The organism is Aliiroseovarius pelagivivens, assembly GCF_900302485.1.
GTDB classification, from domain to species: Bacteria; Pseudomonadota; Alphaproteobacteria; order Rhodobacterales; family Rhodobacteraceae; genus Aliiroseovarius; species Aliiroseovarius pelagivivens.
This window is the reverse complement of record NZ_OMOI01000001.1, coordinates 2,189,783-2,215,590: the sequence shown is the minus strand read 5'-3', so window position 1 is coordinate 2,215,590 and position 25,808 is coordinate 2,189,783. Positions and strand designations below refer to the sequence as shown.

The following is a 25,808-nucleotide window of genomic DNA, read 5'->3' as shown; positions in this document are numbered from 1 at the left end:
CGATTTAGAACGCGTGTTCGAACCGGAAACCGACGCTGTTTGACGTCGATTTGCCAAGCCAGCGACGCTCGGCCACGATCTCGGCCGAGGTTTGCGGTGCGAACTCTATTCCGACGGATGCTTCTACCGCCCAGCTGTCCTCCAACGCATCCGTTACGGTAAACGGGTCGGATCCTGCCGGGCTGGCAATGAACCGGCCTGTGGCGCTGGCCGAGCGGTTGCCCAGATAGGTTTGACGCGACAGTTTCAACCCACCGATGACCGAGCTGCAACGCGCGCGGCAGCCGTCTTGGACCGGACCATCAAAGCCCAGTTCGACGGAGGGCGTAAAGACCACGAACCAGTCCGCGCTTTGTTCCAATGTCAGACCCAGATCTCCGCCGCGTTCACGGGTTGCTTGTGATGAAGTCTTACCGATGCTCAAATGCGCGCCCGGACGGACGAACAGGCCATGTGCCAGATCAAACTGTTTTTCGGCCCCAAGGGACAGGGCAATACTAGAGGTGGTCAGTGTCCCCTCGGTCGAGCCGCCAATGAATGGGTGACGCTTGATATCCGAGCTGGCTTGCCCTGCGACCAACCCAAAGGTCCAATCAATTCCATATCTCGCCACATCATAGCTAAGCCCCAACATTGTGTGCTGCCCCGAGGCGCTGGCTCCGGCATTCATATGGCTGGTGCTGTGCGAGCCGAAATCTAGCCCGAACCCCAGTCGTGCGCCATTGTCCAACACACTTGCTGCACTTAGCTGCGCAGATGCACGAGAGGTCGCCTGGTCCTGATGTTCGAAATCCCCGGTGCGACGGCTCTTTTCGCTCGCAAAGCTGAACGTGAGGCAGCTGGATTGCACCTCAGACAGATCACAGCGACCAAACCGTTCCGAGAAGCCCAGTAGACCTAGGTGATCACTCGCTTTGCGGGCGGCATAGACGTCGGCGTTCATGCTGTCATAGAGCAGCGGAAGATAGCTTGCATCCGGCACAGAAAACAGAGCTGCCGAGAGGCCCTGCAATCCAGTTGGGGCGCCCCCTTTGAAGGCCGAGTTCAGATGATCGCCAAGCGATGTCTGGTTGCGGTTGAAATTGGCGTCTTCGGGCGCAAAATCCACGTCCCATTCCACGGCAAGTCGGGTCGCAGACAGTGCCGCAATCCGATAGTCGACGATTGCGCTGGGCGCGATATCAAGGCTTAGCCCACCCATATCCGCACCTTCAGATGCCGTCGAGAAACGGGCACGCGAAATGCCAGACCGCAAATGCGTCGAGTTATAGGTCAGGACGGACAGCGTTCCATCCCAGTTCGCGTATCCCGTGTTGATCAGGTGATCTGCGGTGCGGGTTCCGAAATCCAGGTCGATGAATGTGGTCCCGACTGCTGCCTGCTGGAAATCTCCGGTCAGATGCAGGTCGTCCAACGTCGCAGGTCTTTGCGCGGGGTCAAACGCGGCCAGACGCGCTGCGTAATTCAAATAGCCGGTGTCGCCAAACGACAGCTCGCCTGCATTCATCAAAAGCCCCGACGCGCCCGCGCTGCCATCATGCAGATAGGACCGCTCGCCAAGAAGCATCAGACCGCCATCTTGGTTGTCGAACAGGTTCTGCCCGGCCCCAAGATCGAACGTGCCTACGAAAATTCCCGCGTTGGTGATCACGTCATTGCCGCTTTGGGCTTCGATTACGGTGGCGTCCAACCCGCCGGAGGACTGCAGCTGCCCTTCGTTGTTCAGCGTGTTGTCGGTGCCGCCTACCAGAGACACGGTGGCAGTGTCCGTTCCGCCGGTGACGGTCGATCCTTTGCCGATGCCGATCTCGACCCGGTTTGCCGGACCACCGATGGCAGTAGTTTGCGCAATGATCGCATGGGCATTTTCACCCAGAACAGTAATGTCGCCCGTATAGTTGACGGTCACGTTGCCAGAGGGTGCCCCAGCGCCATCAAGCGAAGTGGCGAAGATACCGTGTGCGCCGTCCCCGGCGGTGATGATCGTGCCCGTGTGATCCACAACCACATTGCCCGCTGTACCGATGGCACCTGTGCTGCCGACAAGCCCAGTTCCTTGGCCGATCTTGCCAAGAACGCCGCCGCCGCCGCCAACCGATTGTGCGAAAATCGCCGTTGCGCCGTCACCCAGCGTGACAATGGCACCCCGGCTGACAACGGTGACGTCGCCGCCATTGCCGCCAGCTCCGCCCGAGGCACCAAATGCCAAAGCGTCGGTGTTTTCCTCGCCATGTACGCCACGATCCACATTGCCGCCCATTCCGCCGCCACCGCCAATGGATTGCGCGAAAATGCCATAGCCTGCGGTTCCAGCGGTTAGGATAAGGCCTTCATTCGTGACCCGAACATTCCCGCCATTGCCGCCAGCACCACCCGAGCCACCAAGCCCGATGGTGCCAGTCTCGCCCACGGCGCCGTAGCCGCCAAGGCCACCACCGCCACCGACGGATTGTGCAAAGACACCAATGGCCCCTTCGCCCAACGCCATCACATTGCCGCGGTTGGTCACGGTTACCAGACCGCCATCACCACTGGCACCGCCGCGACCGCCGACGGCAATCTCAAACCGGCTTACACCATCCTCTTCCTCGTCCGCTTCAGGGGGCTCGGGGGCGGTGGGGGCATCGGGTGCAGGCGGAAGACCCGGGACATCCGGTGCTTCGGGAAGATCCGCGACCACTGGCAGCCCAGGCAGCGCGGGCAAACCCGGAAGTCCGGGCACAGTCGCGCCATTCAACCCGGGCAGGCTGCCCAGATCCTTCAGGCTTGGCAGGTCAGGCAAGCTGGTAAGGTTTGGCAGGCTGGGAAGACCGGGAAGACCCGTCGCGCCGGGCAAGCCGGGCAGGGATCCCAGCGACGGGAACGCTGGTAGGGCAGGGAGGGTCGGCAGGTTCGCGACCAGATCGCCCCCGATAGCCACCAGTTCATCTATGGTGGGTTTGCCGTGTTCACCATGGCCGCCGACACCGCCGCCGCCGCCAACCGATTGCGCCATGACGCCGAACGCATTCGCGCCATAGGTCACAATCCAGCTGTCATTTTCAACGGTCACATCGCCGCCATTGCCAGCCGCGCCGCCGTCGCCGCCCATGGTCAGAACACGCGAGCGGTTCTGCGGCCCGTTGGGCTGGTTCGTGTCAGCGGTTCCCGCAAAGATCGTCACGGCCTTGGAATTCCCGCCTGAACCGCCGCCGCCGCCGATGGATTGTGCCATGACACCGTGCGAGTTCAGGCCGAATGTGTTCACGATCCCGTCGATATCCACGGTCACGGTGCCTCCGTGTGCGCCGGTGCCTCCTTGGCCGCCAATTCCAACGGCAACCGCAAGGTTGCGTGCGGGATCGCCACTCTGGCCGGTCGCAGGCGTTGTTGCGCGCGTCATCGCAAGGGCAGAGCCGCCCGCGCCGCCACCGCCGCCAATTGACTGCGCCAGAACACCTTCCGAGAACGCTCCGGTGGTCAACAGATAGCCAGAATGGGTCACACTGACCGCGCCGCCGATATTGCCGTCGCCGCCCGCGCCACCGATCGAGAACGCATATTGGGTGGTGTCACCACCGCGTCCCAAAGCAGCGCTGCCGGTGAAGCCACCTGCACCACCACCGCCACCGATGGATTGGGCCTGAATACCTCGGCTGAGAACACCTTGGGTGTAAAGCGCGGCACTGTTGGTGACAGCGACCTGATCGGCATAGCCGCCCGTTCCGCCGTCGCCACCAAGCGACAAGCCGAAGGCTGTGCTGTCCGCGCCCGAAAAGCCGATCGATAGCGCTTGATTGGCAGTGCCGCCACCGCCGCCGATCGATTGGGCGAGGATCGCGTGGGAGTTGCCAGCCAGCGTTGTGATGCCAGCGTGGTTTTGAACATCGACAGCACCCGCGTGGTTTCCGTCTCCTCCGGAACCGCCAAGTGCCACATAGAACTGGTTTGCGCCCGAGCCGGCTTTTTTCGCAATGATGCTACCTGCCACGGCTTGTCCGCCGTTGCCGCCACCACCACCGATGGATTGGGCTGTGATGCCATGGCTGCGCGTGCCACCTGTTGCGATCGAGGCCATATTGGTGACCGTAACCCCTGAGGCATAGCCACCCGTTACGCCTGATCCACCGTTGGCCAGCGCCAGCTGTGTCGCTTCGTTGTCTAGGGCGAAGTTGAAGGCCATTGCGCCGCCGCCCGAGCCACCGCCGCCACCCAGCGACAACGCGCTGATGCCTGTCGCATCGGCGCCGCGTGTCAGGATGGCGCCGTTCGACGTCACGTCCACTGTGCCACCAAAATGACCAACGCCACCATTGCCGCCCAGCTGCAGGCTCAGCGTTTTGCCATCCGAGAACGATCCGGCAAATGCTCCGGCAAAGCCGCCGGTGCCGCCACCGCCGCCAATCGCGTGTGCCATGATGCCGCCGCTGCCATCCGAGGCTGTGTCGATCACGCTACCGGACACCACCGTGACTGCGCCGGAATGTCCGCCGCTGCCGCCCGTGCCGCCCAGCGTGACGGCAACCCCGTTGGATTTCGAGGAAAGGGCCAGGCCGGCATTTACACCGGCATTGCCGCCGCCGCCGCCCAGTGACCGCGCGATGATACCCGCTGCATTCACGCCCTGTGTGATCACCTGCCCATTGGACACAATCCGCACGTCACCCGCACGCGATCCGGTGCCACCATCTGCACCCAGTTGCAGTGACAGAGCGTTCGATTTCGAGAATGCGCCCGACAGATGCACGTTCGCCGAGCCGCCACCGCCACCGATGCTTTCCGCCGAAATGCCAGCACTGCCTGCGCCCGCCGTGTAGATATTGGCGTGCAGTTGCTCCAATGTGACCGCGCTGCCTGCGCCGCCAGATCCACCGCGACCACCCATGGTCAGGCTCAGACCGGCACCGCTTGTCCCCTGTGCAGCCATCGTGAAGCTGCCGTTGCCGCCGCCTCCGCCGATGGACTGCGCGCGGATCGCTGCTGCGTCATCGCCATGCGTATAAACATTGATCAAAGCGCCGGCCGCACCAACTTGCCCGGTGACCGTGCCACCGTTGCCACCTGCGCCGCCGCTGGACCCTATGGACAGGCTGCCGCCAAACCCTTTGTTGCCACCGCCCGCAATAATGTAAGAGCCATTGCCGCCACCGCCGCCGATGGATTGCAGCAGCATGGCCTCTGCTCCTTGGCCACGTGTCTGCAGCACGGTACCGCCACCTGCCAGCCCGGTTTGGGTCAGGTCCACAGTGCCGCCCGAGCCACCGATGCCGCCACTGGCGCCGATGGTCAGGCTGGCCGATGCCGCGCCCGCTGCCCGCAAGGACAAGGTGCCGCCCGCAGTACCGCCGCCGCCGCCGATGGACTGTGCCAAAAGCGCTTGGGCGCCTTCGCCAACTGTCGATACGGTGCCGGAATTGGCTACGGTCACAGCGCTGCTATTGCCGCCGTTGCCGCCGTTGCCGCCAAGCGCAAGCGTCAATGCATTGCCCGAGGTTATCGACAAGCTGCCAGCGGATCCGGCCGCACCACCGCCACCGCCAATGGATTGCGCCACCAGCCCTGCCGAGCGGTCGCCCAGTGTAAACAGATCTCCGGAGTTGTTGACGGTCACCGTACCGCCCCGCCCGCCGCTGCCGGCGTTGCCACCAAGGCTGACGGTCGCCGCGCGACCCGAACTGGCTGTGCCGCCAAGCGAGAAGCCGCCATTGCCGCCTCCACCGCCGATGGACTGGGCCCGGATCGCGGCGCTGTCATCACCTTGGGTCAGGATCATTGCAGTTTGCGTCACGTTGACCGCGCCGCCATTGGCGCCGCCTGACCCGCTGCCGCCCAGTCGAAGCGAAGCAGAATTCCCGCCACCAGCCAGACCTGCAGACAAGCCGCCCGTGCCGCCGCCGCCGCCAATCGATTGTGCCAGCAACCCGTCTGACTGCGCACCACCCGTCGTGATGGCGCCAGTGTTCGTAACTTCGACCGTTCCGCCGTGCACGGCTCCTGCGCCCGATCCACCGATGGTCACGCCAAGGCTGGCGGACCTGGCCAGCGTGCCGCCGATGGTAAAGCCACCATTGCCGCCCCCGCCGCCAATAGACTGTGCTGCAAGGCCGATGGAGTAGTCACCCGCAGTATTGATTGTGGCTGCATTGGTCACACGCACAGTGCCACCGGCACCACCGGAACTGCCACGACCACCAATGCTCACCCGGGCCGAGGCTGTTCTGCTGAACCCGCCGGTGATCGCCATGCCGCCATTGCCGCCACCGCCGCCGATGGATTGTGCCAGAATTCCGGCCGAGTGATCTCCGGTCGTTTGCAGTTGGCCTTCGGCGCTGACTGTCACTGCCCCAGCTGAACCGCCGGACGCGCCGCGTCCGCCAAGGGTAAATCCGCCATTTGCAGTTGTGGACACACCTGCCGAAGCCGAGAAGCCGCCGTTACCGCCGCCGCCACCGATTGATTGCGCAAGGATCGCACCCGAGAAGCGACCCGCAGTGACGATATCGTCGTAGCTTGCCAGAATAACGTTGCTGCCCGCGCCACCTGCGCCGCCTGCGCCGCCCAGTGCGACGTTAAGCGCTGCGGTGCCTGCGTTCAGTCCGCCCGAGACGGCAAAGCCGCCATTGCCGCCGCCACCGCCGATCGACTGTGCTGAAAGACCTGTGGCGTGATCGCCAAGCGTGCTGACTGTGGCGCGATTGGTCAAAGAGACCGTGTTGCCATTTCCGCCCGTGCCGCCAAATCCGCCCATGGAAAGTCCGGCTGTAAATGCGCTGTTCGAGGCATCTGCCCCAATCGCGAAGCCGCCATTTCCGCCGCCACCGCCGATGGATTGCGCCAAGACACCGACAGAGCCGTCTCCTTCGGTGTGCACCCATGTGTCAAAGGCCGTGGTGCCCAGCGAGACTGTCACCGCGCCGCCATACTGACCGTTGCCGCCGGTTCCGCCCATCGCCAGGGTGGCCCGGTTACCGCCGAAGCCACCGGATAGGGCGAAGCCGCCATTTCCGCCGCCGCCGCCAATAGACTGCGCCACCAGACCATGGGACAGATCCCCTTTGGTCAGGATGCTCTCGGTTACGCTGGCGGTTACATAGCCACCGCGTCCGCCGATGCTGGCAGAGCCGCCGAAGGCCATCGTGGCGCTGCCGGTGCCTGCGTTCGCGCTGGAGGCCGTAAAGCCACCATTACCGCCGCCGCCACCAATGGACTGTGCCAGAACCGCCGTCGAATTGTGGCCATAGGTTTCGATGTTGCGGTCCGGGATGGCCGAATTGTTGACGACAACGTCAACCCGGCCGCCGTGTCCGCCAATGCCACCAGCTCCGCCGAACCCCAGCCCGACCGAGCCCGTAGCCGCAAAGCTGCCAGAGCTGGACATTCCGCCATTGCCACCACCGCCGCCGATGGACTGTGCCACCAGTGCATTTGCGTTGTCGCCAAAGGTCCACGCCCCGTTCGAGGCGCGCAGATCTACCCGTGCGCCATTGCCGCCGAGGCCGCCTGTTCCGCCGATGCTGGCTGTTGCGCTGGCAGTGAAGCTGGCAGATGCGCTGATCGCCATGCCACCGTCTCCGCCGCCGCCGCCGATGGACTGTGCTAGAACGCCGGTCGCACCGTCGCCCTGTGTCAGAACCAGCCCGGCCGCATTGGCCCAAACCTGTCCACCGTGACCGCCGCTGCCACCTTTGCCGCCAAGGGAAAGGCTGCCTGATGCGGACCCGGACAGTGCGCCGGCAATCGTCATGCCGCCACGCCCGCCACCGCCGCCGATAGATTGCGCCACAAGGCCAGAGGACATGTCGCCTGCGGTGACGATGGCTCCGTTTGCGGTCACCGAGACGCGCTGGGCATAGCCACCATTGCCGCCTGCGCCCCCAAGCGAAACAGACAGCGCCCCTTTGCCCGAGGCACCTGCGGCAAGGCTCATTCCGCCATTGCCACCACCGCCGCCAAGAGATTGCGCCAGAATGCCTGTGGCATGGTCGCCTTGGGTGCCGATCCGATCATATGTGGTTACCGTGACGGTACGCCCGCCGCCACCACCACCGGCAGCGCCGCCCACGGCCACCGACAGGGCACCCCCGCCACTGGCCGAGCCCGCAATGGCGAATCCGCCATTTCCGCCGCCGCCACCGATGGATTGTGCAACGATCCCGTGGGCCCCATCACCCGATGTGTCGATCTGACCACGCGACGTGACCGAGACCTGCCCGGCATAAGTGCCCAGCGACCCGCTGCCGCCCAAGGCCAACGATCCTGCGCCAACGCCGCCAAAGCTCTGCGCCATCGAGTGGCCGCCGTTGCCGCCACCGCCGCCGATGGATTGCGCAACGATGCCCGAGGACATCAGCCCGCGTGTCGCGATATTTCCGTGACTGTCGACAGCCACGTTCGCACCGCCGCCGCCTCGTGCGCCGTCGCCGCCCAAGGCGAAGCTCAGGCTTCCGACGCCGCTCATCGCGCCTGCGAAAGCGAACCCGCCATTGCCGCCACCGCCGCCGATGGATTGCGCAAGGATCGCAGACGAGCGATCTCCACGTGTGGTAAGGTTATGATATGTCGTGACATTCACGCTCTGTGCCTGTCCGCCAGTTTCACCAGATCCGCCGAGCGCGAAGCCAAGAGCGCCGGTCGTTGAGGCCGATCCTGAGATTGCATAGCCCCCATTGCCACCACCGCCGCCCAAGGACTGGGCGCGTACCGCATTGGACCAGTCGCCCCCGGTCCAGATCGCGCCGCGATAGGCAACGTTCACACTGCCAGCGCCGCCTCCGACGCCACCATTGGCACCGATGGCAAACGCCGCCGAAAATCCAACGCCGAACGAGCTGGCCATCGCAGCCCCGCCATTGCCGCCGCCGCCACCGATGGATTGCGCCAGAATGCCGTCCGCGAATCTTCCGCGTGTTGTGATGTTGGCAGATCCGTTGAAGCCGCCCGTATTGGTGACGCTCACCGAGGCCCCAACGCCGCCAAATCCGCCGCTTCCACCCAGTGCGAACGAGGCAAATGGCCCGGACGACACCGCCGATCCCCCCGTGCCACCGCCTCCACCAATGGATTGTGCTGAAATCCCGGCCGCGTAGTTGCCCCTCGTGGAAATGTGCCCACTGTTGCGCACGATGGCGAAATGGGCGTTGCCGCCAAACCCGCCACGCCCACCGATTGCGGCCATACCATTGGCGTTGCCGCCATGACCGCCACCGCCGCCGATGGACTGCACGAAGATGCCGATTGCGTCCCGTCCGGCCGTATAGATCGCCCCAGAGTTTTCGACGATGGCTTGACCCGAAGACCCGGCCGAATTGCCGTTGCCGCCCAGAGCACCCGCGCCCGAGGCATTGCCGCCGACGCCGCCGCCACCACCAATGGATTGCGCCAAAATGCCGTGGCTGCGCAGACCCCAATGGGTGTTGATCGTGCCGCGATTGGTGACCTGAAGCCCGGAGCTGTCGCCGCCAAGGCCGCCTGTGCCGCCAATGGCATAGAAACCATCCGCTGCGCCACCCGCACCGCCGCCACCGCCGATGCTTTGTGCCAAAATACCCACGGCATCATAAGCGCCATAGGTGTCGATTGAGGCATTGTTGGTCACGAAGACACCGCCGCCGTTGCCACCGGACCGTCCGTTTCCGCCCGCCGAGAACAAATAGCCCCCGGATCCGGCTGTTCCGGCAAATCCGCCAATGGATTGCGCTAGAATACCGTTTGCACCGGCACCGCGCGTGACGATGCTGGCCCAATTCTGGTTGGTCACTTGAACGATGTCCCCACGCGAGGCTGAACCACCTGCACCGCCGGATCCAGACACCCAGCCGCCATTGCCGCCCAGACCGCCTCCGCCGCCCAACGATTGCGCCACGATGCCCGAGGACCGGTACCCAAATGTATTGATCGAGGCCATGTTATTCAGGACAACATATTCTCCGTGACCGCCGACGCCGCCAGACCCCCCCGAGCCAAACACGGTACCATTGTGTCCATTGCCGCCATTGCCGCCCAGACTGCGCATCAAGATCCCGGCCGCATCGTTGCCATAGGTGGTGATATAGCCCTGAACGATACCGCCAAGCGTTCCGCCCCGGCCACCCGGTCCCCCGTATGTACGGTCGCTTGACCCACCGGACCCGTGGCCACCCGCGCTGGCCATGACAACGCCATGTCCACGGTGACCGGTTGTCACCATCGAGAAGGCATTGCCCGCGGCCCAGTTTGCGTATTGGGCATTGGTTCGATCATGGCCGAAGTCATGCAGAGTGTTGTCGAAATAGATCGCCCCGTCACCGGCAGTACGGCTTGGGAACGAGTTGTCGATCCGTAAAGACAAATCGCTGCCAGAAAAGCCGAAGCGCTCATCAAGGTATGGGAAGTTCACATCCCCTTGCATCAAGAACGCGCCATACGAACTGAGCTCAACCGCAGAAGCCCCGACACCGTTGGCACCTATGTATCGTCCGGCCCCATCCGGCAGAAGCCGCGCCTCGAAGTCATGGCCGTAGTCCAGATAGGGCTGTGCATAGGTAAGTAAGCGAATGGCCGAGATGTTGTTGGTGACAATCGGGCCGTCCAGATAGGCGATCTCGATCTCAGAGAATGTGTTTGGATTGAATGGATTGACCAGATGCCACCCGGCCATGGGAACATAGGTGAATTTTGGAAAGTGAACGCCGTCGGATTGGTCGCCTTCGCAGAAGACCTCGACGATCGCGCCAGAGACGACGCCCCCATTGTCCTCGATACAGGGATCATTGGCCCATGCGGGCGCCCCAGCCAACACATTAAGGCCAGCCAAAAGACCGAGTCTAGAAACGTAACAGGTTAATTTTTTAGCGACACCCCAGCCACCCCGGGACACGCTCAACCATCGAAAAATCATCTATATATTACACAGAGCGCCGTGGCAGTTTTCCTGCACTTTCGGTCACCCTTCCCCCAACTACATGACGCGAGGTTAGAGACGCGGATTTCCCCTGTCAATAAGCCTAAAAATCGACACAAAATTGACAGTTTTTCGAGTGGAGGACGGGCCACGTTCGGGGCAATTCTTTGCCGAAAAACAGCTATAAGCGCCGCGATTGAAACGGCCAAATCCGCCCCAAGTGCACCGTGCAGAAATTGTCGTTCTGGCGCGGTCAGCAGCGCCGGGAAAAGCAGCCTTATTCAGACGCAGGTTGGAGCGTTTCCGCATAGGCCTTTGAGAGCGGGTGCGATGCGTCCTGAGAGAAGCGGCGCATCGGGAGGTCTTCGACAATACGGGTCTCATCCAGAACGAGAACACGGTCGGCCAGTTGCCGAAGGGGTGCCAGATCGTGACTGACGATGAGCATGGCCAGACCGGATTCGGCATGAATTTCACGCAACACTGAAATTGTGCTGACCTGTGTGGCCAGATCCAGCGAAGACAGTGGTTCATCAAGGATGAGCACTTGCGGTGCGGCGGCAAGCGCACGGGCAAGCGCGACGCGTTGGTTTTGTCCACCAGACAGTGCGTGCGGACGGCGTTCGTGCATCGATTGGGGTATGCCCAGCGAGTTCAGAAGTTCTATTGCCCGAGTGTTTCTTGCCTGCGAAGTGCCCACGCCAAACCCCGACAGGGTTTCCATCACAGCCCCCTTGGCGGTGAGGTAAGGGCTAAGGGATTGGGTCGGGTCTTGCCACAGATACTGGATGTTTTGGCGCGCAGCGCCTTCGCCCGGTGTAATTGGCGCACCGTCCAACAGGATCTCGCCTCTTTCAGCCCGTTCCAGACCCACAAGGCAGCGCGCAAGGGTAGATTTCCCCGCGCCGGAATGGCCAATCAACCCGACGACTTCACCTGCCGCTATGTTCAGGTCAATGTCGCTAAGCACATCCCGTCCGTGGAACCGCTTGGAGAGGCCACGAACCGTCAGCATGCGGCTTGCAGCGCATCGGCGGCCTTTGCAAGTTGGCGCGCAGCCGGTGCCTTTGATTGCGCGAGTTCAGCGATTGGGGCGTCCTCTACAAGGCGCCCGTTTTCCATGACAAGTGTGCGGCTGGCCACTTCGGCAACTGCGCGCAGGTCATGGCTGATGAACAAAAGTGCGGCACCAGTTTCGTCGGCCATGGTATTGAGCGCCGCAAGAACATCGCGTTCAGTAAGAACATCAAGCCCGGTCGTCGGCTCGTCTGCGATCAGAATGTTTGGGCGCAAGATCAGCGCCATGGCGATCAGCACCCGTTGCTTCATGCCGCCGGACAATTGATAGGGGAAGAACCCCGCCACATGAGGGGCGAGTGAAACAGTTTCCAGAGCACGTTCAACTGCTGTCCCCGATGTGTCGCCAGCGATGCGTGCCGCCTCGGCGAGTTGTGGCCCGATGCGGCGTGTGGGTGTCAGGGCGGTGCTGGGGCTTTGAAATATCTGGAAAATTCTGCGCCCACGGTGCATGCGCCATACGCGTGGGGAGGCATCGCCAATGTCTTGTCCGTCGATCCGGATCGTGCCGTGTGTAAGCGCAAGCGGTGGCCGTAGCAGCCCGGTAAGCGCCGCGGCTGCCAAAGACTTGCCGCAACCACTTGCACCGACGAGGCCGACACGTTCTCCAGACCGTATCGAGAACTCCAACCCGTTCAGCAATGGCTTGGTGCCGGGGGTGGACACGGTAAGGTCGCTTACCTGCAACGCATTTACCATTGGTATGGCTCCCTTTTGTCGAGCAGCGATTGCAGGCCTTCACCCACTAGGTTGAAGGCAAGGACCGCGAGCGTCACCGCGAGACCCGGCGCGATAAGCATATGTGGGGCCTGTGCGAAAAAGGGACGCGCTTCGTTCAACATCGCGCCCCATTCCGGGGTCGGGGGCTGGGCTCCGATGCCGAGAAAGCTGAGCGATGACAGCGCCAGCAGCACCGAGGCTGTTTCCAGCGAAATGATCACGGCCAGCGGCGGAAGGATCTGAGGGAAGACGTGGCGCAGCACGACGCGCAGGCGCGAGGCGCCGGACAGATAGGCGGCACGAACGAAATCGCGGTGGCTGGCCGAAAGTACAAGGGCGCGAACCAGTCGTGCATTGGATGGCCACCAGGCGGCGGCTACCCCAAGGATCGATGCTTCAAGCGATGCGCCCATGAAGCCGATGATGGCCAGCGCCAGCACCAGCATCGGAAACGCCATGATGATGTCGGCAAGTCGCATCATCACGGCATCGGTGCGCCCACCTGCCAATGCGGCAATGACGCCCCACGGCAGGGAAATGGCCAGGATTGCCGCCATCGCCGACAGTGCCGCCCCAAGGGACACAGGCACTGCACCCATCAAGCGGGCGAGCACGTCACGCCCCAGATGATCCGTGCCCAGCGGATGCGCGGCAGTGGGGCCAGACAACCGGGCGCGCAGGTCCATATGTTCGGGTGACGGCAAGTCGAGGACAGCAGGCAACAGCCCAAGCAATGCAAAGCCCACAAGCAGCGAGATCCCGAGGCCAAGGCCAAGTGGAGTGCGGCTTGCACTGGCCAGCCATCTTAGGCGTGGAAAAATCCGCAAGGCGGGGACGCGCAGGCTTTGATCACTCATCTGAGAACCTCCTGCGCAGTTGTGGATCAGACAGGATCACGGCGAGGTCGGCGATCAAACTGGTGGCGAAGAAGATCAGCCCCATGAACACAAGATAGGCTTGGATCACCGGGAAATCCCGTTGTGCGATGGCCTCGAGAATGAGCTGACCCAGCCCGGGCCAGCCAAAAATGCTTTCGACAATAACCGTCCCGCCCAAAAGCCCGCCAAACGCATTGGCCCATGCCGTTGCCAAAGGTCCGATGATGCGCGGCGCGACGTGGCCGACAAGGATTTGTAAGGGGCCCAAGCCCTTGGCAATGGCGAGCCGGACATGGTCCTCGCTCATTTCCGACCGAATGCGTTCATAGACCATACGTCCAAGCGCGGCACCGACGGCAAGGCTGAGGGTCACGGCTGGCAAAACAAGGTCGGACAGGGAACCATCCCCCACCAAACGCGCCCAGCCAAGTTTAAGCACAAAGATGTAAATCAGCAGCAAGGCAAGCCAGAACGATGGCACCGAGACCAGCAAGACTGTCATCCCCCGCAGGCCTGCACCAGTGAAGCGCCCGGCCATCACGGCAAGGCTGCCTAATGTCAGCGATATAAAGATGGCGCCGATCAGTGCGCTGACTGCAAGCGCCAACGTGGCGGGCAGGTGGATCATGATCTCGGCCATGACCGTGCGGCCTGTGGCAACCGAGGTGCCAAACTCGAACCGTGCAGCGCGGCCGAGCCAGTCGAAATAGCGTGCGAAGAATGGCTTATCGAGCCCGTATTCGGCCTGAATGGCGGCGATGTCTTCGGGATTGGGCACGACGCCCATGGCGCGTAGTTCCATCATCACCGGATCACCCGGCGCAAGGGCCACGATGGCGAATGCCACAAAGGACATGCCCAACAACGTGGGCAGCGCAGCAGCAAGGCGAATTAAGGTGAAACGTAACATGAGGGTATCCGTACGGCAGAGCCCCGAGGGGCCCTGCCTTTTCAAAAGGACAGCTTAGTTGGTGAAGGTCGTATGACCGTATTCGATCCAATCCGCGTATTCCGACATCTGCACGTCGATACCGGGGCGCGACAGGACGAAATTGGGCACGGTCAGGACCGGGATGGTCGAGACATGCTCGTCGATCACTGCGCGATAGGCCTGACGCACAAGCTCGATCACCTCTTCGCGGCTTTTGGCAACCCGCGAGGCGGCAGCCAGTTCATCGACATTGCCGCCCGGCGACGTCACCGCATACCCCCATGGGCTCATGGTCGTGAAGACGTTGTAGAGCAGATAGGTCGGGTCGGTGTTGTTGTTGGACGCGTATTCCAGATAGATGTCCGCTTCACCCGTCTTGAAGTAGTTGTCGTAATAGACGCCGCTGTCTTCGATCTCGATATTCTCGATATCTACGCCGATGGCCGCGAACATCTGGTCCAGCATTTCCGGCATCGGCTTCACGGTCGAGACATTGGGATAGGCTGACACCATGCGCAGGGCGAGCTTGCGCCCGTCTTTTTCGCGCACACCGTCTGCGCCCATGACCCAGCCAGCCTCGTCCAGAAGCGCATTGGCGCGACCGAGGTCGTAGGAGAACCCCTTGGCATGGTCATCGCCCATGTTAAACATCCAGCCGGGAAGGATCGTCTTGGCGGGCTGACCGCGACCATCCCAAAGCACCTGAGCCAGCGTGGCGCGGTCAATCGCATAGGCCAGCGCCTGACGGACTTTCACATCGCTTGCGATGTCAAAGGGTGCCTTGCCCTGCATGTTGAACATCAGAGCGGCATAGCGGATCGGGCGGCTTTCGTGCAGCACAACCGATCCGTCTTTCGGCATCGACAGCATCATCTGTGGTGTCACCTCGCCGATCACATCCACTTCGCCGTTCTGCAGTGCCAGCAGGCGGACATTGTCGTCGCCGATGAAGCGGAAAGTCATGCGGTCCACATTGGGTGCTTCACCCCAGTAATCAGGGTTGCGCACAACGGTGATTTGCTGCTTGGGATCGTAGCTATCCAGCAGATAAGGGCCGGTGCCAATCGGGTTTTCCGCCATATCGTCGCTTGGCAGGAACAGCGAGGTGCCACGGTGAGTCATGTTCTCGATCACCAGCGCCGAGTCGACCTCAGACCGGAACGAGATCTGATGCTCGCCCAGCTTTGTAAAACTTTCCTGATCCAGCTGAAGGAAGTCAGATTTGTTCTGGTCATACTGTTTGAATGACGCAATGGCGCTGTCGGCGTTCCAAGGTGTGCCATCCGAGAACTTCACACCGTCCTGCAGGGAGACGGTATAGATGCCGTCCGCATAGCTCCAATCCTTGAACAACAGCGGGCTTGGGTTGAAGTTGGCGTCGGGTCGCACCGCAGGCTCTGCGATCTGGGCCGCCGGTCGACGGGTGGTGAACGTGAACTTGTCTTCCTTGACGCTATAGCGGTCGGATTTCACGGCAATGGTAAGAGAGGTTTCGGCATGCACCGGGGCAAGCGTCAGCGGCAGGGCCAACGTAGCAGCCGCAGCAATCTGCGCGGCCTTGATCAAGAGAGTCATGGGTTTGATCCTTGTGAGTTGATTTCGGATTTGGTCGAAGTCAGCTCACAAGCGGGGGTGCGCGTGGCGCGTTGGATGTTTTTGTGGTTTGCCCGATGAAGCGGTGGGCATGGGGCAATGACACCACGCGGGTGGCTTTGGCATCGGTCGGTACCGAATACGGTGTCGTCGCCAGAAGGGCCCCGATCTGTGCCGCGAAGAAATCGCACCCGAGGTCAATTTCCTCTTGTGTATCACCATCAAGCGCGATGGTGACGGGTTCCATATCGCTGCCACTACAGATCTCGTAGGTGATCGTATCACCATCGAGCACCAGCATTGTGCCGGGTGGGCGCAGGAACACACTGACGAGGATCGTCAGGGCCAAAAGCAGCCGTATGACAATCTTCCCGTTCATTGGTCCCCCGGTGGTTTCGCGCAGGCCAACGCTATCGTTGCACATGCGGCAGCGCCATGGACATTGTGTCGCAGCCCGCACCTGTGAGCTGAGCTAAGCGGTGTTTGGTTGAGCGTTCCAGGGGATGGGCATACACTTGAACCTGTTTCAAACCGGGGAATGACATGTCGCGTGAAAGAGGCAGCGAGCGGCCCGCCAAGGCCGTATCCCTTGGCCACTGGATCAGATTGGCCGTGGTGTATCTTTTAATCCCGCTGGTGTTGTTGATATGCGGCGGGGATCCCAAGTGGTGGCAGGCGTGGCTCTATTCCCTTCTGATCGTTGCAGCAGGGTTTGGTGGGCGGTTGTGGGCGGAACAACATCACCCCGGACTAACGGCCGAGCGTCAAAACACCAAAACCATCCAAAACGCAAAACCTTGGGACAAAGTGCTCGCACCCCTTATGGCGCTGAGTATTTCGTACCCTGTGGTCATGGTTGCAGGGCTTGATCACCGGTTTGATTGGTCGCTCGAATTCCCGCTCTGGCTAAACGTCATTGGGTTCGCCTTGATCTCGCTCGGGTACGCTTTCGCGGCATGGGCATTTGCAGAGAACCGCTTTTTTTACAGCGTGGTAATCATCCAAACGGATCGAGGGCACGTGGTATGTGACAGTGGTCCCTACAGATTTGTGCGACATCCGGGATATGCCGGAAACATCTTTTCCCTGTTCGGAGTTGTTTGTGCTCTAGGCTCGGTGTGGACACTTGTCCCGGTGGCGATCGCAGTCATCATTTCAGTTCTTAGAACGGCACTGGAAGACCGGACGTTGCTGGAAGAGTTGCCGGGCTATCCGGACTATGCGTATAGGGTTCGTTTCAGACTGGTTCCATATGTCTGGTGAGATCAAATCGCTATGATCGAAGTGTTCTCATGTGGATGGTGAAACCTTCTCAGCCGTCAACTCGGCCTGACCCGATGGTCGCAACCTTCACCCCCCAAAGCAGAAGCAGCCCCAGATTTGGGACTGCTTCGTGTTGTGTGCAATCTGCCAGAACGTGGCATTGCCTGTTGGGTTGGCTTAGGTCCTGAACACCCGATAAATCGCGGGGATGACCAGAACCGTCAGCAGGGTCGAGCTGAGCAAGCCGAAGAGCAGCGACAAGGCAAGCCCTTGGAAGATCGGGTCGGCCAAGATGACCGCAGCACCAATCATCGCCGCAATGGCGGTCAAAAGGATCGGCTTGAAGCGGATGGCGCCGGCCTCGATCAGCGTTTCCACCTTGTCCTTCGCGGGATCGGCATGCCGGATGAAATCCACCAGCAGGATCGAGTTCCGCACGATGATACCCGCCAAGGCAATGAACCCGATCATTGACGGTGCCGAGAACGGCGCGTTGAACAGCCAGTGTCCACCCATGATCCCAACGAACGTCAACGGGATGGGCGTCAGGATCACCAACGGTAGTTTGAATGAGCCAAACTGCATAACCACAAGGATGTAGATCCCAAGAAGCGCCACGGCAAAGGCGGCCCCCATGTCGCGGAAGGTGACCCAGGTGACTTCCCATTCGCCGTCCCACAGCAGGGAGACGATGCTTTCATCCTCGGGTTGGCCGTTCATGCGGATTTCGGGCTTTGTGCCCTCTTCCCACTCCATCGCGTCCAACTGTTCGGCAACGGCGATCATGCCATAGACCGGGGCCTCGAACTCTCCGGCGACTTCGGCGGTGACCATTTCTGCCGTGCGTCCGTTGTGACGGAAGATTGGGTACGAGGCCTTCTCTTCGGTGATCTCGATCACGTCGCCAAGTTCGACCACGCCACGGGCACCGGGTAGGGCGTTCGCGGGAATAGGCGTGGACAAGAAGCGTTCGTCCAGCACCCGGTCGGCCTTGTCACGTTCCACGATGATAGGGACCGGATAGCGGCCCTCACCCCGGTGCGAATACCCAACGGTCTGCCCGTGGTTCAGAAGCGCGAGCGTCGAGAAGACGTCCTGCTCCTGCACCCCGAAGAATTCCAGCTGGTCCTGCGAGATCGTGATGCGCAGACGGCGCGGTTGTTCCCCGAAGCTGTCATCGACGTCGACGACGAAGGGCACGCTGTCGAACGCGGCACGGATCTTACTGGCAGCCTCGCGCCGGGTCTCGGCATCGGGGCCGTAAACCTCGGCCAGCAAGGTTGCCATAACCGGCGGACCGGGGGGCGGCTCGACCGTTTTCACGTTGGTGCCAGCAGGCAGGTCAAGTTGGTTCAAGCGGTCACGCAGCTCCAGCGCAATCTCGTGGCTGGTGCGTTCGCGATGTTCCTTGTGGTCCAGCAGGATCTGCACATCGCCAAGATGCGGCTGCGTACGCAGATAATAGTGCCGGACAAGACCGTTGAAGTTGAAGGGCGCGGCGGCCCCGGCATGGGTCTGTGCGGACACGACCTCGTGCATTTGCAGAGCTTCCCGTGCCACGGCCTGAGCCACAGCATCGGTCGCCTCGATCGAGGATCCTTCTGGCAGGTCGATAACGACCGACAGCTCGGACTTGTTGTCGAAGGGCAGAAGTTTGACCGTCACGTCCTTGGTATAGATCAGCGCAAGCGACCCGAACGAGATCGCGGCGGCGACCAGCAAGAACGTCAGGCTGATGGTCTTGGTCTTCAGCAAAGGTCGTGCGACCGAGGCATAGATCCGCCCCAGAGCGCCGCCATGATGTCCTTCGTCGTCATGGTCATGTGCAGGTGCTTTTCCAGCAATCTTGATCATCAGCCAAGGCGTGATGATCACAGCCACAAAGAACGAAAAGATCATCGCAGCCGAAGCGTTTGCCGGGATCGGGCTCATATACGGCCCCATCAGGCCGGATACGAACAGCATCGGCAGAAGGGCGGCCACAACGGTCAAGGTGGCGACAATCGTCGGGTTGCCCACCTCGGCGACGGCGCGAATGGCCTTGGATACGCGATCCGCCTTGTCGGGCATGCCCCAATGGCGGGCGATGTTCTCGATGACAACGATCGCGTCATCCACAAGGATCCCGATCGAGAAGATCAACGCGAACAGCGACACGCGGTTCAAGGTGTAGCCCATCACCCAAGCCGCAAAGAGCGTCAGCAGGATGGTGACCGGGATCACCACCGCCACCACGATGGACTCGCGCCAGCCGATGGTGAACAGCACCAGCGCCACGATCGAGACCGTCGCCAGGCCCAGATGGAACAGAAGCTCGTTGGCTTTTTCGTCTGCCGTTTCCCCATAGTCGCGGGTGACGTCGATCTGAATGGTGTCAGGGATCAGGTCGTGTTCCAGCATGTGGACGCGGTGGAGGATTTCCTCAGCGACGACCACGGCGTTGGCACCAGCACGTTTGGCGACCGCCAGCGTGATCGCGGGTGTGCGGAGGATCTCGCCATTTTCGCCGCGTGTGACGTTAGCGACGATCTTGTCCGAAGTGTCGGGCACGAAGCTGACATTGGCCACGTCACGGACGTAAACCGGACGGTTGTCGCGCGTGGTCAGAAGCAGGTTGGCCACATCAGAAGACGACTGAAGTGTCTGACCTGTTGCCAGCAAAATCTGCTGACCACCATCGCGCACATATCCGTTGTTGAACGCGCGGTTGGCACCTTGGACCTTGCCCACCAGCTGCTGCAGGGTCACGCCATACAGCGCCAGACGCTCGGGGTCAGGGGCGATGCGGATCGCTTCGGGGCTTTCGCCCACCAGATAGGTCAGACCCACATCTTGGATCTTTGCGACTTCAACCTGCAGCTTGCGTGCAATGCGGGTCAGGTCGTTTGCGGTAGTTTGGTCCGCCGCAGGTTTGGCCGACAGCGTCAGCGATACAATGGCCACGTCGTCAATTCCACGACCAACGATCAAGGGCTCGTTTATCCCGACCGGGATGCGATCCATGTTCGCGCGGACCTTGTCGTGTACTCGCAAGATCGCGGTATCTGCCGATGTACCGACCAGAAATCTAGCCATCACAAGGGCATAGTCATCGCTGGTCTGCGAATAAACGTGTTCAACACCGTTGATGCCCTGCACGATGGATTCCATCGGTTCGGTCACCAGTTTTGCGGCGTCTTCCGCCTTCAGGCCCGGCGCTTGGATATGGATATCCACCATCGGAACCGAGATTTGCGGTTCTTCTTCGCGCGGCAAGCTGATCAGCGCCACGAGGCCGACGGCAAGGGCCGCTAAAATCATCAGAGGGGTCAGCGCCGAGCCGATGAACGCTTTGGTCAGCCCGCCCGCGATGCCCAGAGAAGTTGTGTGTGGTTGATCACTCATGATTGGCCACCAATTGCTCGCCTTCGGACAGACCCGACAGGATTTCAATCATCTCGTGGCCGTCTGCTTGGCGTGATCCGCCGGTGACGACGGTACGCTGCGTCTCAGTGCCGTCAGCCGCTAGGACAGTGACGAAATCCAGCCCCATGCGGGTGGACACAGATGCAGCAGGCACCAGCAACGCGGTTGATTTGCCAACCGGCAGGCGCACCAGAACGCGCGCGTCCACGAAATCTGTAGCCATGCCCGCGAACTCGACGTCTACGATCACACGACCGTTTTCGATCTGAGGGTATAGCTTGGCCAGAACGCCGGTGGTCTCGCCTTCGTCGCCGCCAATACGAATTTCCGAACCTTCTTGCAGGTAGCCGGCATGACGTTCAGGCACAGCGAGCCGAAGGAAGAATCCGCCGCCACCAATCTCGGCGACACTTTCGCCGGGCATGATGACAGATCCCTCGGTGACCGGCACCTGAAGAACAGTGCCACCGATTGGGGCAAGCACAGCCCCTTCAGTTTCCAGCTGTTTAAGAACACTCCGTTCAGCCTGAGCTGTCCCGATATGTCCCTTGATCACATCCACCTGCGTCCGCAACTGATCCAGCTGCTGTGCGGTGGCGACGCCGCGTTTCAGCAGGTCTTCGCCGCGCTGAAGATCGGCCAAAGCCGTTTCCAGCTGAGATTCCAACGAGGTCAACGTCGCATCAATCGCATTCAGCTGCAGGGTCAGTTTCTCGTCGGTGATGCTGGCGATTTGCTGGCCCTTCTCAACTTTGGATCCCTCGGAGACGGCGATTGAGATGATCGTTCCTCCAAGCCGTGATCGCGCCTGAACACGGTCACGCGCTTCAATCCGACCGAAGACGGCTTTCCATTCGGTAACGTCAACGTTGTTTGCGACGAAGGGCTCTTCAGCCATGGTCGCAAACGGGAACAAGGCAACCAATAGGGGCAAGACGATTCTACGCATCGCAATCTCCTTTGCGGTGAGTGGCCCAAACCATGTCCGTTGCTTTCAGATGCAACACGTCCAGTGCCAGATTGTTTCATGAACATACACAAGTCGCCGGGTGGAAACTTGATCAAGATCATATATTCAAATTAGTGAATATAAAAGCCCAAAACAAGAGGCCCGATGTCGATACGCCACCATGAAAGAGCGGTGGCAGGCTGCACTATGTATCTAGTTTTCAGGATTGCCGCGTTTTCAGTACGATACCGCCCATGTCAGCGTCAGGGTAACCGTCTGGCGTAGGGCAGGGCAGGGCATGGTGAAGCCCGCAAACGGGTTGCGGGCTTCAAATCAATCTGGATCAGGCCGTGGCAAGAAGCGTTGCTTCGTGGCGCTTTGCGACGCGGCGCGCGATAGAATCTAGGCCTGCGTGGCTCGTCAGTTCAGAGGGCAGGTTTAGAAGTTCCTCGACGGCTTCTTCAGGCAGCGCTTTCACGCTTTCCGGCCCGACATACAGGCTTTCGGTTAGCTCGCCAGAGGCATATGCTGGGAACTTGCAGCAATTCGGCCTGTGTGTAGGAAACCGTTTTGCAGCGCCTCGGAAAGCACTGCGCCCTCATATGCCTTCAACACAGGCGCAGCAGTTTGGTCACTCCACATTTCGGCGTGATCTTCCCGCGGGAACTTCGCTTCGATCTCGGCCAGAGCGTCATCCGACAGCATGGTCTGCGCTTGATCCCCAAGGAACAGGCTTTCCGCCGGGGCGCCATTGGCGATCAGCATGTCATGCTTGTCCAGCAGGATGTGGAAATACTTGACCTCGGCAGGGCGTTTCTTGCCCTTGGCAAGATCACCAAAGTCCAGATGCTTCGCGGCTACCAGTACTTCAGGTACGCCAAACAGTGTTTCGGCTAGATAGCCCTGGACAAGAACACGGTGCTGAGGCGAGACCCAAAGGTCAGTGGTGGGTGTGCCATTGCCAAGTGCGCCAGCAGGGATACACACCGGACGGGCGCTAGCGGTCAACATCAAGTCTACCAACGAGAATGTGCGCGACCCGATCCATTGAATTGTTGCGGTCTGCCCAGATTCGAGCACGACGCGGTCTCCGTTCGCCAAGCTTTCGACAGCAACGATTCCAGAATTAGTTCTGATCAAAGTTCCATTGCAGAAGCAAACAGGAGTCGGATCGGTATCAAGATTATCAAGCGTGATGTTCCCGTTTCCGAATTGTGCCCAAGTCGCCGCAGAAATGGAGCCATCAGGAGCAAAAATAATCTTAAGCTCTGTCGGGAATCCTACGACCTCGATCTTTACAACAGTAGTGCCCTGAACGGCTCCCGGGACCTTGCCGTCGACCGGAAGTTCTCCTACGCCCTCTACAATAAATTCGTATGCAACACCATTAATGACAACCATGGTATCGGGATCAGAGGCGCCACCATTTGCTTCCAGAATAAGATCACCTGAGGCATCTTCAACGCCATCCAGATCGCCGTCAGTGATGAAATGGAAGGTGAAGTAGTCAGGGTATAGGTTCAAAACATTGTTGCCAGCATCAAATTTATTTTCGCGGCCATCATAAGTTTGGCTTTGTGCCATTCGAAATCTCCAGCTGACCTATACATTGTACCAAGACATGTCTCGGTAATCTATAGCAGGTCAAATTCATGATCCAAGTTCTAAGTTCTTCGCAAATGAATCGCGAAACATACCGTTGCGTAAAGTTTAAATATGGCGCCTTTGAGGCGTTTCACTTGAAACCCAGAAAACACAGCCAATGGGCGAATTCAATCGGTTCAATTGACGAGATTGGGTAGGGCGCAGAGCGCGTTGTGGAGCCGCCGAGACCCTCGTTCTGTACGTTGATCAATCGGCCATTCCTTTGCCGCGCGATGTCGTTGAATGTAGTGTGCTGGGCTGGTTCCTGACAAAACGCTGACAAAGCTTTTCAGGCTGTTGAAATAATAGGTGTGCTATCAGGAGTTGAGGCGCAAAATTACAAGGCGCTGAGAACATCAATAAAGGACAGAGCAAATGACCAAAGAAGACAACAAGGTATACTCACGGCGCAAGGCGCTTACTCGCATTGGTGGGCTTGCATTGGCCGCTTATTCCGTGCCTGCACTGACAACGCTGTCGGCTGCTCACGCATCTTCATCACCGTCGCCTGCCAGCGCTCCGTCGCCGGCTAGCGCACCGTCGCCAGCCAGTGCACCGTCGCCGGCCAGCGCACCTTCGGCGTCCAGCTCGCCTTCATCGTCCAGCTCGCCTTCGTCGGCTAGCGGCGTATCCGGGCCCAGCTCGTCCAGCGGCCCCAGCGGTCCCCGCGTTGTGACGGCTGATGAATGCGAAAGCGGCGGCGGAACCGTTGTGACTCGTGAAGACGGTGTTAAAGTCTGCCGCTAATAGAGTGATCCGGGTGATCCCCACCTGATCAACGGCCTGCCCGCGATTTACTGTGGGCAGGTCGACTTGCGTTGACGCATAGGGGGAAATCGCTGGTATGATCAGCGACAAATGGGAGCGGAACGTGGTGGAACCGCAATATGTGCAACTTGATGGATTGGAGCATCCCGTCGCGTTGGAAAACGCGGACGAGATCGCGGCTATGTTGCCCGCCGCCCTGTCTTCCTGGCCGCACCGCATTCTATCGACACCGCCGCCCGAACCGCCCTTCATAACCGTCCGCCCCGCCGGACAAGACCGTTGGAATGTGCTCCATGCGGACCAGCCCGATGCACCCCGCATCTGGGATGGGGTCAACACCGTCTGCGACATTGTGGCCGAGATGGCGTGGGAGCGCTTGCGTTCGGATCCTGATCTGTTCTGTCTGCACGCTGCGGCCATCGACTTTAACGGGCGTCTTGTGGCGATGCCTAACGCCAGACGTGCCGGCAAAAGCACATTGGCTATTGCCTTGGCGCGCCTGGGTAGGCCCTTGTACTCCGACGATTTTTTGCCGGTGCGTGTGGACGCCGAGACTCAGACTTGTGAAGGCATCGCGAATGGCATTCAACCGCGCCTGCGTCTGCCCCTGCCTGAAGGTTTCAGCGACGCCTTCCATGCCGAGGTCGCGCAGGATCCCGGCCCGTCGAACCGCCAGTACAAGTACCTTTCCAATGCGCCAGTTGCCACGTGGGGCGAAACGCTGCCACTGGGCGCGATGGTAATGCTTGAGCGTTGCGAAGAGCCGCGACCGCCGTGTCTGAGCACCATGGCGCGCGAGGACGCGCTGGCCAGCCTGATTACTCAGAACTTCGCCCGCACACGTCATGCGGGGGCGATTCTGCGTTCGATCGATCTTCTATCCCGAAACCTGCCAATTTTCCGGCTGAGTTATCATTGTGCCGAAGAGGCTGCAGAATACCTATCAGCCCATCCTGATCTTGCGACCCTCCCCGCCGCCCAACTGACTGAGTTTGCACAGGATGATCGCCAAGCTCCGCTGGACCAACTTGCGCGCCCTGCCGCAAATTTCGTCAAGGAACTTCGCTATGAACAGGCCGCAGGCGTGACCGAAAGCGCGGTGGGCGACGAGTGTTTTCTGGCCGATGGATCAGGGATCGGCATTTTCCGTCTGAACCCGGTGTCGGCAGCAATCTGGACCCTTTTGGAGGAACCGACCGATCATGGCGAGGTTGTCGAAATCCTGACAGCAGCCTTTCCCGATGTGGCCGTCGAACAGATCGCTGCGGATTGCGAAAACTTGATGCGTGGCTTGGCCCGAGCGCATCTGATCGTCCCCAGATCCCAGGATATGGCTGCGCAATGAGCGACGGAAAACGCATATCACGTCGCGCTGCCCTGCTCCGGTTAGGATTGGGGGCCGCTGGAGCCTATATGGCACCCAGTCTGGTTGGATTGAGCCAGGCGAGGGCTTCGTCGACCGCCTCTCCTGCCAGCGCAGCGTCGCCTGCCAGCCCGGCCTCCGCACCTAGCCCGGCTTCTGCACCCAGTCCGGCGTCCAGACCCTCGGCGGCCAGCCCTCCCAGCGGACCGAGCGGCCCAACCGATCCGAGAGGCTCGGGCAAAGGGACGCCGACCGGCCCCAGCGGCCCCAGCGGACCGGGGACATGCCGAAGCTCTTCGATATCGGGGAACGCTCAGATTTCGCGCCAAGACTACAAACGCGCGCAGCGTGCGATTGCA

The 25,808-nt window shown here is 60.7% G+C and carries 14 protein-coding genes; 3 read left to right on the top strand and 11 right to left on the bottom strand.

What is annotated here, in order from left to right; all coding sequences use genetic code 11:
• Positions 1–4: 4 nt before the first annotated feature.
• From ALP8811_RS10725 to ALP8811_RS10695, 7 genes are all read right to left on the bottom strand, one after another.
• On the bottom strand, positions 5–10,753 hold the full coding sequence (locus tag ALP8811_RS10725) for a hypothetical protein (RefSeq protein ID WP_146184015.1): 10,749 nt from the start codon (positions 10,751–10,753) through the stop codon (positions 5–7).
• 382 nt (positions 10,754–11,135) lie between these two features.
• Positions 11,136–11,873: an ABC transporter ATP-binding protein gene (locus ALP8811_RS10720; protein ID WP_108857096.1), complete on the bottom strand. Its 738-nt coding sequence runs from the start codon at positions 11,871–11,873 to the stop codon at positions 11,136–11,138.
• Complete coding sequence (locus ALP8811_RS10715; protein WP_108857095.1) at positions 11,867–12,634, bottom strand: ATP-binding cassette domain-containing protein; 768 nt, start codon at positions 12,632–12,634, stop codon at positions 11,867–11,869. Before ALP8811_RS10715 ends, ALP8811_RS10720 begins: the two co-directional genes overlap by 7 nt.
• Entirely contained in the window at positions 12,628–13,512 is an 885-nt protein-coding gene (locus ALP8811_RS10710) for an ABC transporter permease (RefSeq protein WP_108857094.1), read from the bottom strand. The genes ALP8811_RS10715 and ALP8811_RS10710 overlap by 7 nt, the downstream gene beginning before the upstream one ends.
• A complete protein-coding gene (locus ALP8811_RS10705) occupies positions 13,505–14,443 on the bottom strand; it encodes an ABC transporter permease (protein WP_108857093.1) in 939 nt (312 codons plus the stop codon). Before ALP8811_RS10705 ends, ALP8811_RS10710 begins: the two co-directional genes overlap by 8 nt.
• Before the next feature lie 54 nt (positions 14,444–14,497).
• On the bottom strand, positions 14,498–16,039 hold the full coding sequence (locus tag ALP8811_RS10700) for an ABC transporter substrate-binding protein (protein ID WP_108857092.1): 1,542 nt from the start codon (positions 16,037–16,039) through the stop codon (positions 14,498–14,500).
• A 40-nt stretch (positions 16,040–16,079) separates the two neighbouring features.
• Positions 16,080–16,481, bottom strand: a complete 402-nt coding sequence (locus ALP8811_RS10695) for a hypothetical protein (RefSeq protein ID WP_108857091.1) — start codon at positions 16,479–16,481, stop codon at positions 16,080–16,082.
• A gap of 119 nt (positions 16,482–16,600) precedes the next feature.
• Between ALP8811_RS10695 and ALP8811_RS10690 the strand changes: the two genes are divergently transcribed.
• Positions 16,601–17,320: a methyltransferase family protein gene (locus ALP8811_RS10690; RefSeq protein WP_108857090.1), complete on the top strand. Its 720-nt coding sequence runs from the start codon at positions 16,601–16,603 to the stop codon at positions 17,318–17,320.
• A 177-nt stretch (positions 17,321–17,497) separates the two neighbouring features.
• Here the strand turns inward: ALP8811_RS10690 and ALP8811_RS10685 are convergent, their stop codons facing one another.
• The 3 genes from ALP8811_RS10685 to ALP8811_RS10675 all read right to left on the bottom strand — a co-directional run bounded on the left by ALP8811_RS10685 (position 17,498) and on the right by ALP8811_RS10675 (position 23,258).
• Entirely contained in the window at positions 17,498–20,704 is a 3,207-nt protein-coding gene (locus tag ALP8811_RS10685; RefSeq protein WP_108857089.1) for an efflux RND transporter permease subunit, read from the bottom strand.
• On the bottom strand, positions 20,697–21,674 hold the full coding sequence (locus ALP8811_RS10680; RefSeq protein ID WP_108857088.1) for an efflux RND transporter periplasmic adaptor subunit: 978 nt from the start codon (positions 21,672–21,674) through the stop codon (positions 20,697–20,699). Before ALP8811_RS10680 ends, ALP8811_RS10685 begins: the two co-directional genes overlap by 8 nt.
• 507 nt (positions 21,675–22,181) lie before the next feature.
• The gene (locus ALP8811_RS10675) at positions 22,182–23,258 is read right to left on the bottom strand and encodes a Hint domain-containing protein (RefSeq protein ID WP_108857087.1); all 1,077 of its coding nucleotides are present in this window, start codon (positions 23,256–23,258) and stop codon (positions 22,182–22,184) included.
• A 435-nt stretch (positions 23,259–23,693) separates the two neighbouring features.
• Between ALP8811_RS10675 and ALP8811_RS16265 the strand changes: the two genes are divergently transcribed.
• Entirely contained in the window at positions 23,694–24,065 is a 372-nt protein-coding gene (locus tag ALP8811_RS16265; protein WP_146184014.1) for a hypothetical protein, read from the top strand.
• A 97-nt stretch (positions 24,066–24,162) separates the two neighbouring features.
• A complete protein-coding gene (locus ALP8811_RS10670; protein ID WP_108857086.1) occupies positions 24,163–25,431 on the top strand; it encodes a PqqD family protein in 1,269 nt (422 codons plus the stop codon).
• 64 nt (positions 25,432–25,495) lie between these two features.
• On the opposite strand, the gene ALP8811_RS10665 is transcribed toward ALP8811_RS10670, so the two are convergent.
• A complete protein-coding gene (locus ALP8811_RS10665) occupies positions 25,496–25,690 on the bottom strand; it encodes a hypothetical protein (RefSeq protein WP_108857085.1) in 195 nt (64 codons plus the stop codon).
• Between the last annotated feature and the right edge of the window lie 118 nt (positions 25,691–25,808).

Bases quoted from the DNA above. Each gene is read 5' to 3' on its own strand.
- ALP8811_RS10700 (WP_108857092.1), bottom strand. From the start codon at position 16,039: ATGACTCTCTTGATCAAGGCCGCGCAGATTGCTGCGGCTGCTACGTTG.
- ALP8811_RS10720 (WP_108857096.1), bottom strand. From the start codon at position 11,873: ATGCTGACGGTTCGTGGCCTCTCCAAGCGGTTCCACGGACGGGATGTG.
- ALP8811_RS10695 (WP_108857091.1), bottom strand. From the start codon at position 16,481: ATGTGCAACGATAGCGTTGGCCTGCGCGAAACCACCGGGGGACCAATG.
- ALP8811_RS10705 (WP_108857093.1), bottom strand. From the start codon at position 14,443: ATGTTACGTTTCACCTTAATTCGCCTTGCTGCTGCGCTGCCCACGTTG.
- ALP8811_RS10710 (WP_108857094.1), bottom strand. From the start codon at position 13,512: ATGAGTGATCAAAGCCTGCGCGTCCCCGCCTTGCGGATTTTTCCACGC.
- ALP8811_RS10675 (WP_108857087.1), bottom strand. From the start codon at position 23,258: ATGGCACAAAGCCAAACTTATGATGGCCGCGAAAATAAATTTGATGCT.
- ALP8811_RS16265 (WP_146184014.1), top strand. From the start codon at position 23,694: ATGACCAAAGAAGACAACAAGGTATACTCACGGCGCAAGGCGCTTACT.
- ALP8811_RS10670 (WP_108857086.1), top strand. From the start codon at position 24,163: ATGATCAGCGACAAATGGGAGCGGAACGTGGTGGAACCGCAATATGTG.
- ALP8811_RS10680 (WP_108857088.1), bottom strand. From the start codon at position 21,674: ATGCGTAGAATCGTCTTGCCCCTATTGGTTGCCTTGTTCCCGTTTGCG.
- ALP8811_RS10715 (WP_108857095.1), bottom strand. From the start codon at position 12,634: ATGGTAAATGCGTTGCAGGTAAGCGACCTTACCGTGTCCACCCCCGGC.
- ALP8811_RS10690 (WP_108857090.1), top strand. From the start codon at position 16,601: ATGTCGCGTGAAAGAGGCAGCGAGCGGCCCGCCAAGGCCGTATCCCTT.
- ALP8811_RS10685 (WP_108857089.1), bottom strand. From the start codon at position 20,704: ATGAGTGATCAACCACACACAACTTCTCTGGGCATCGCGGGCGGGCTG.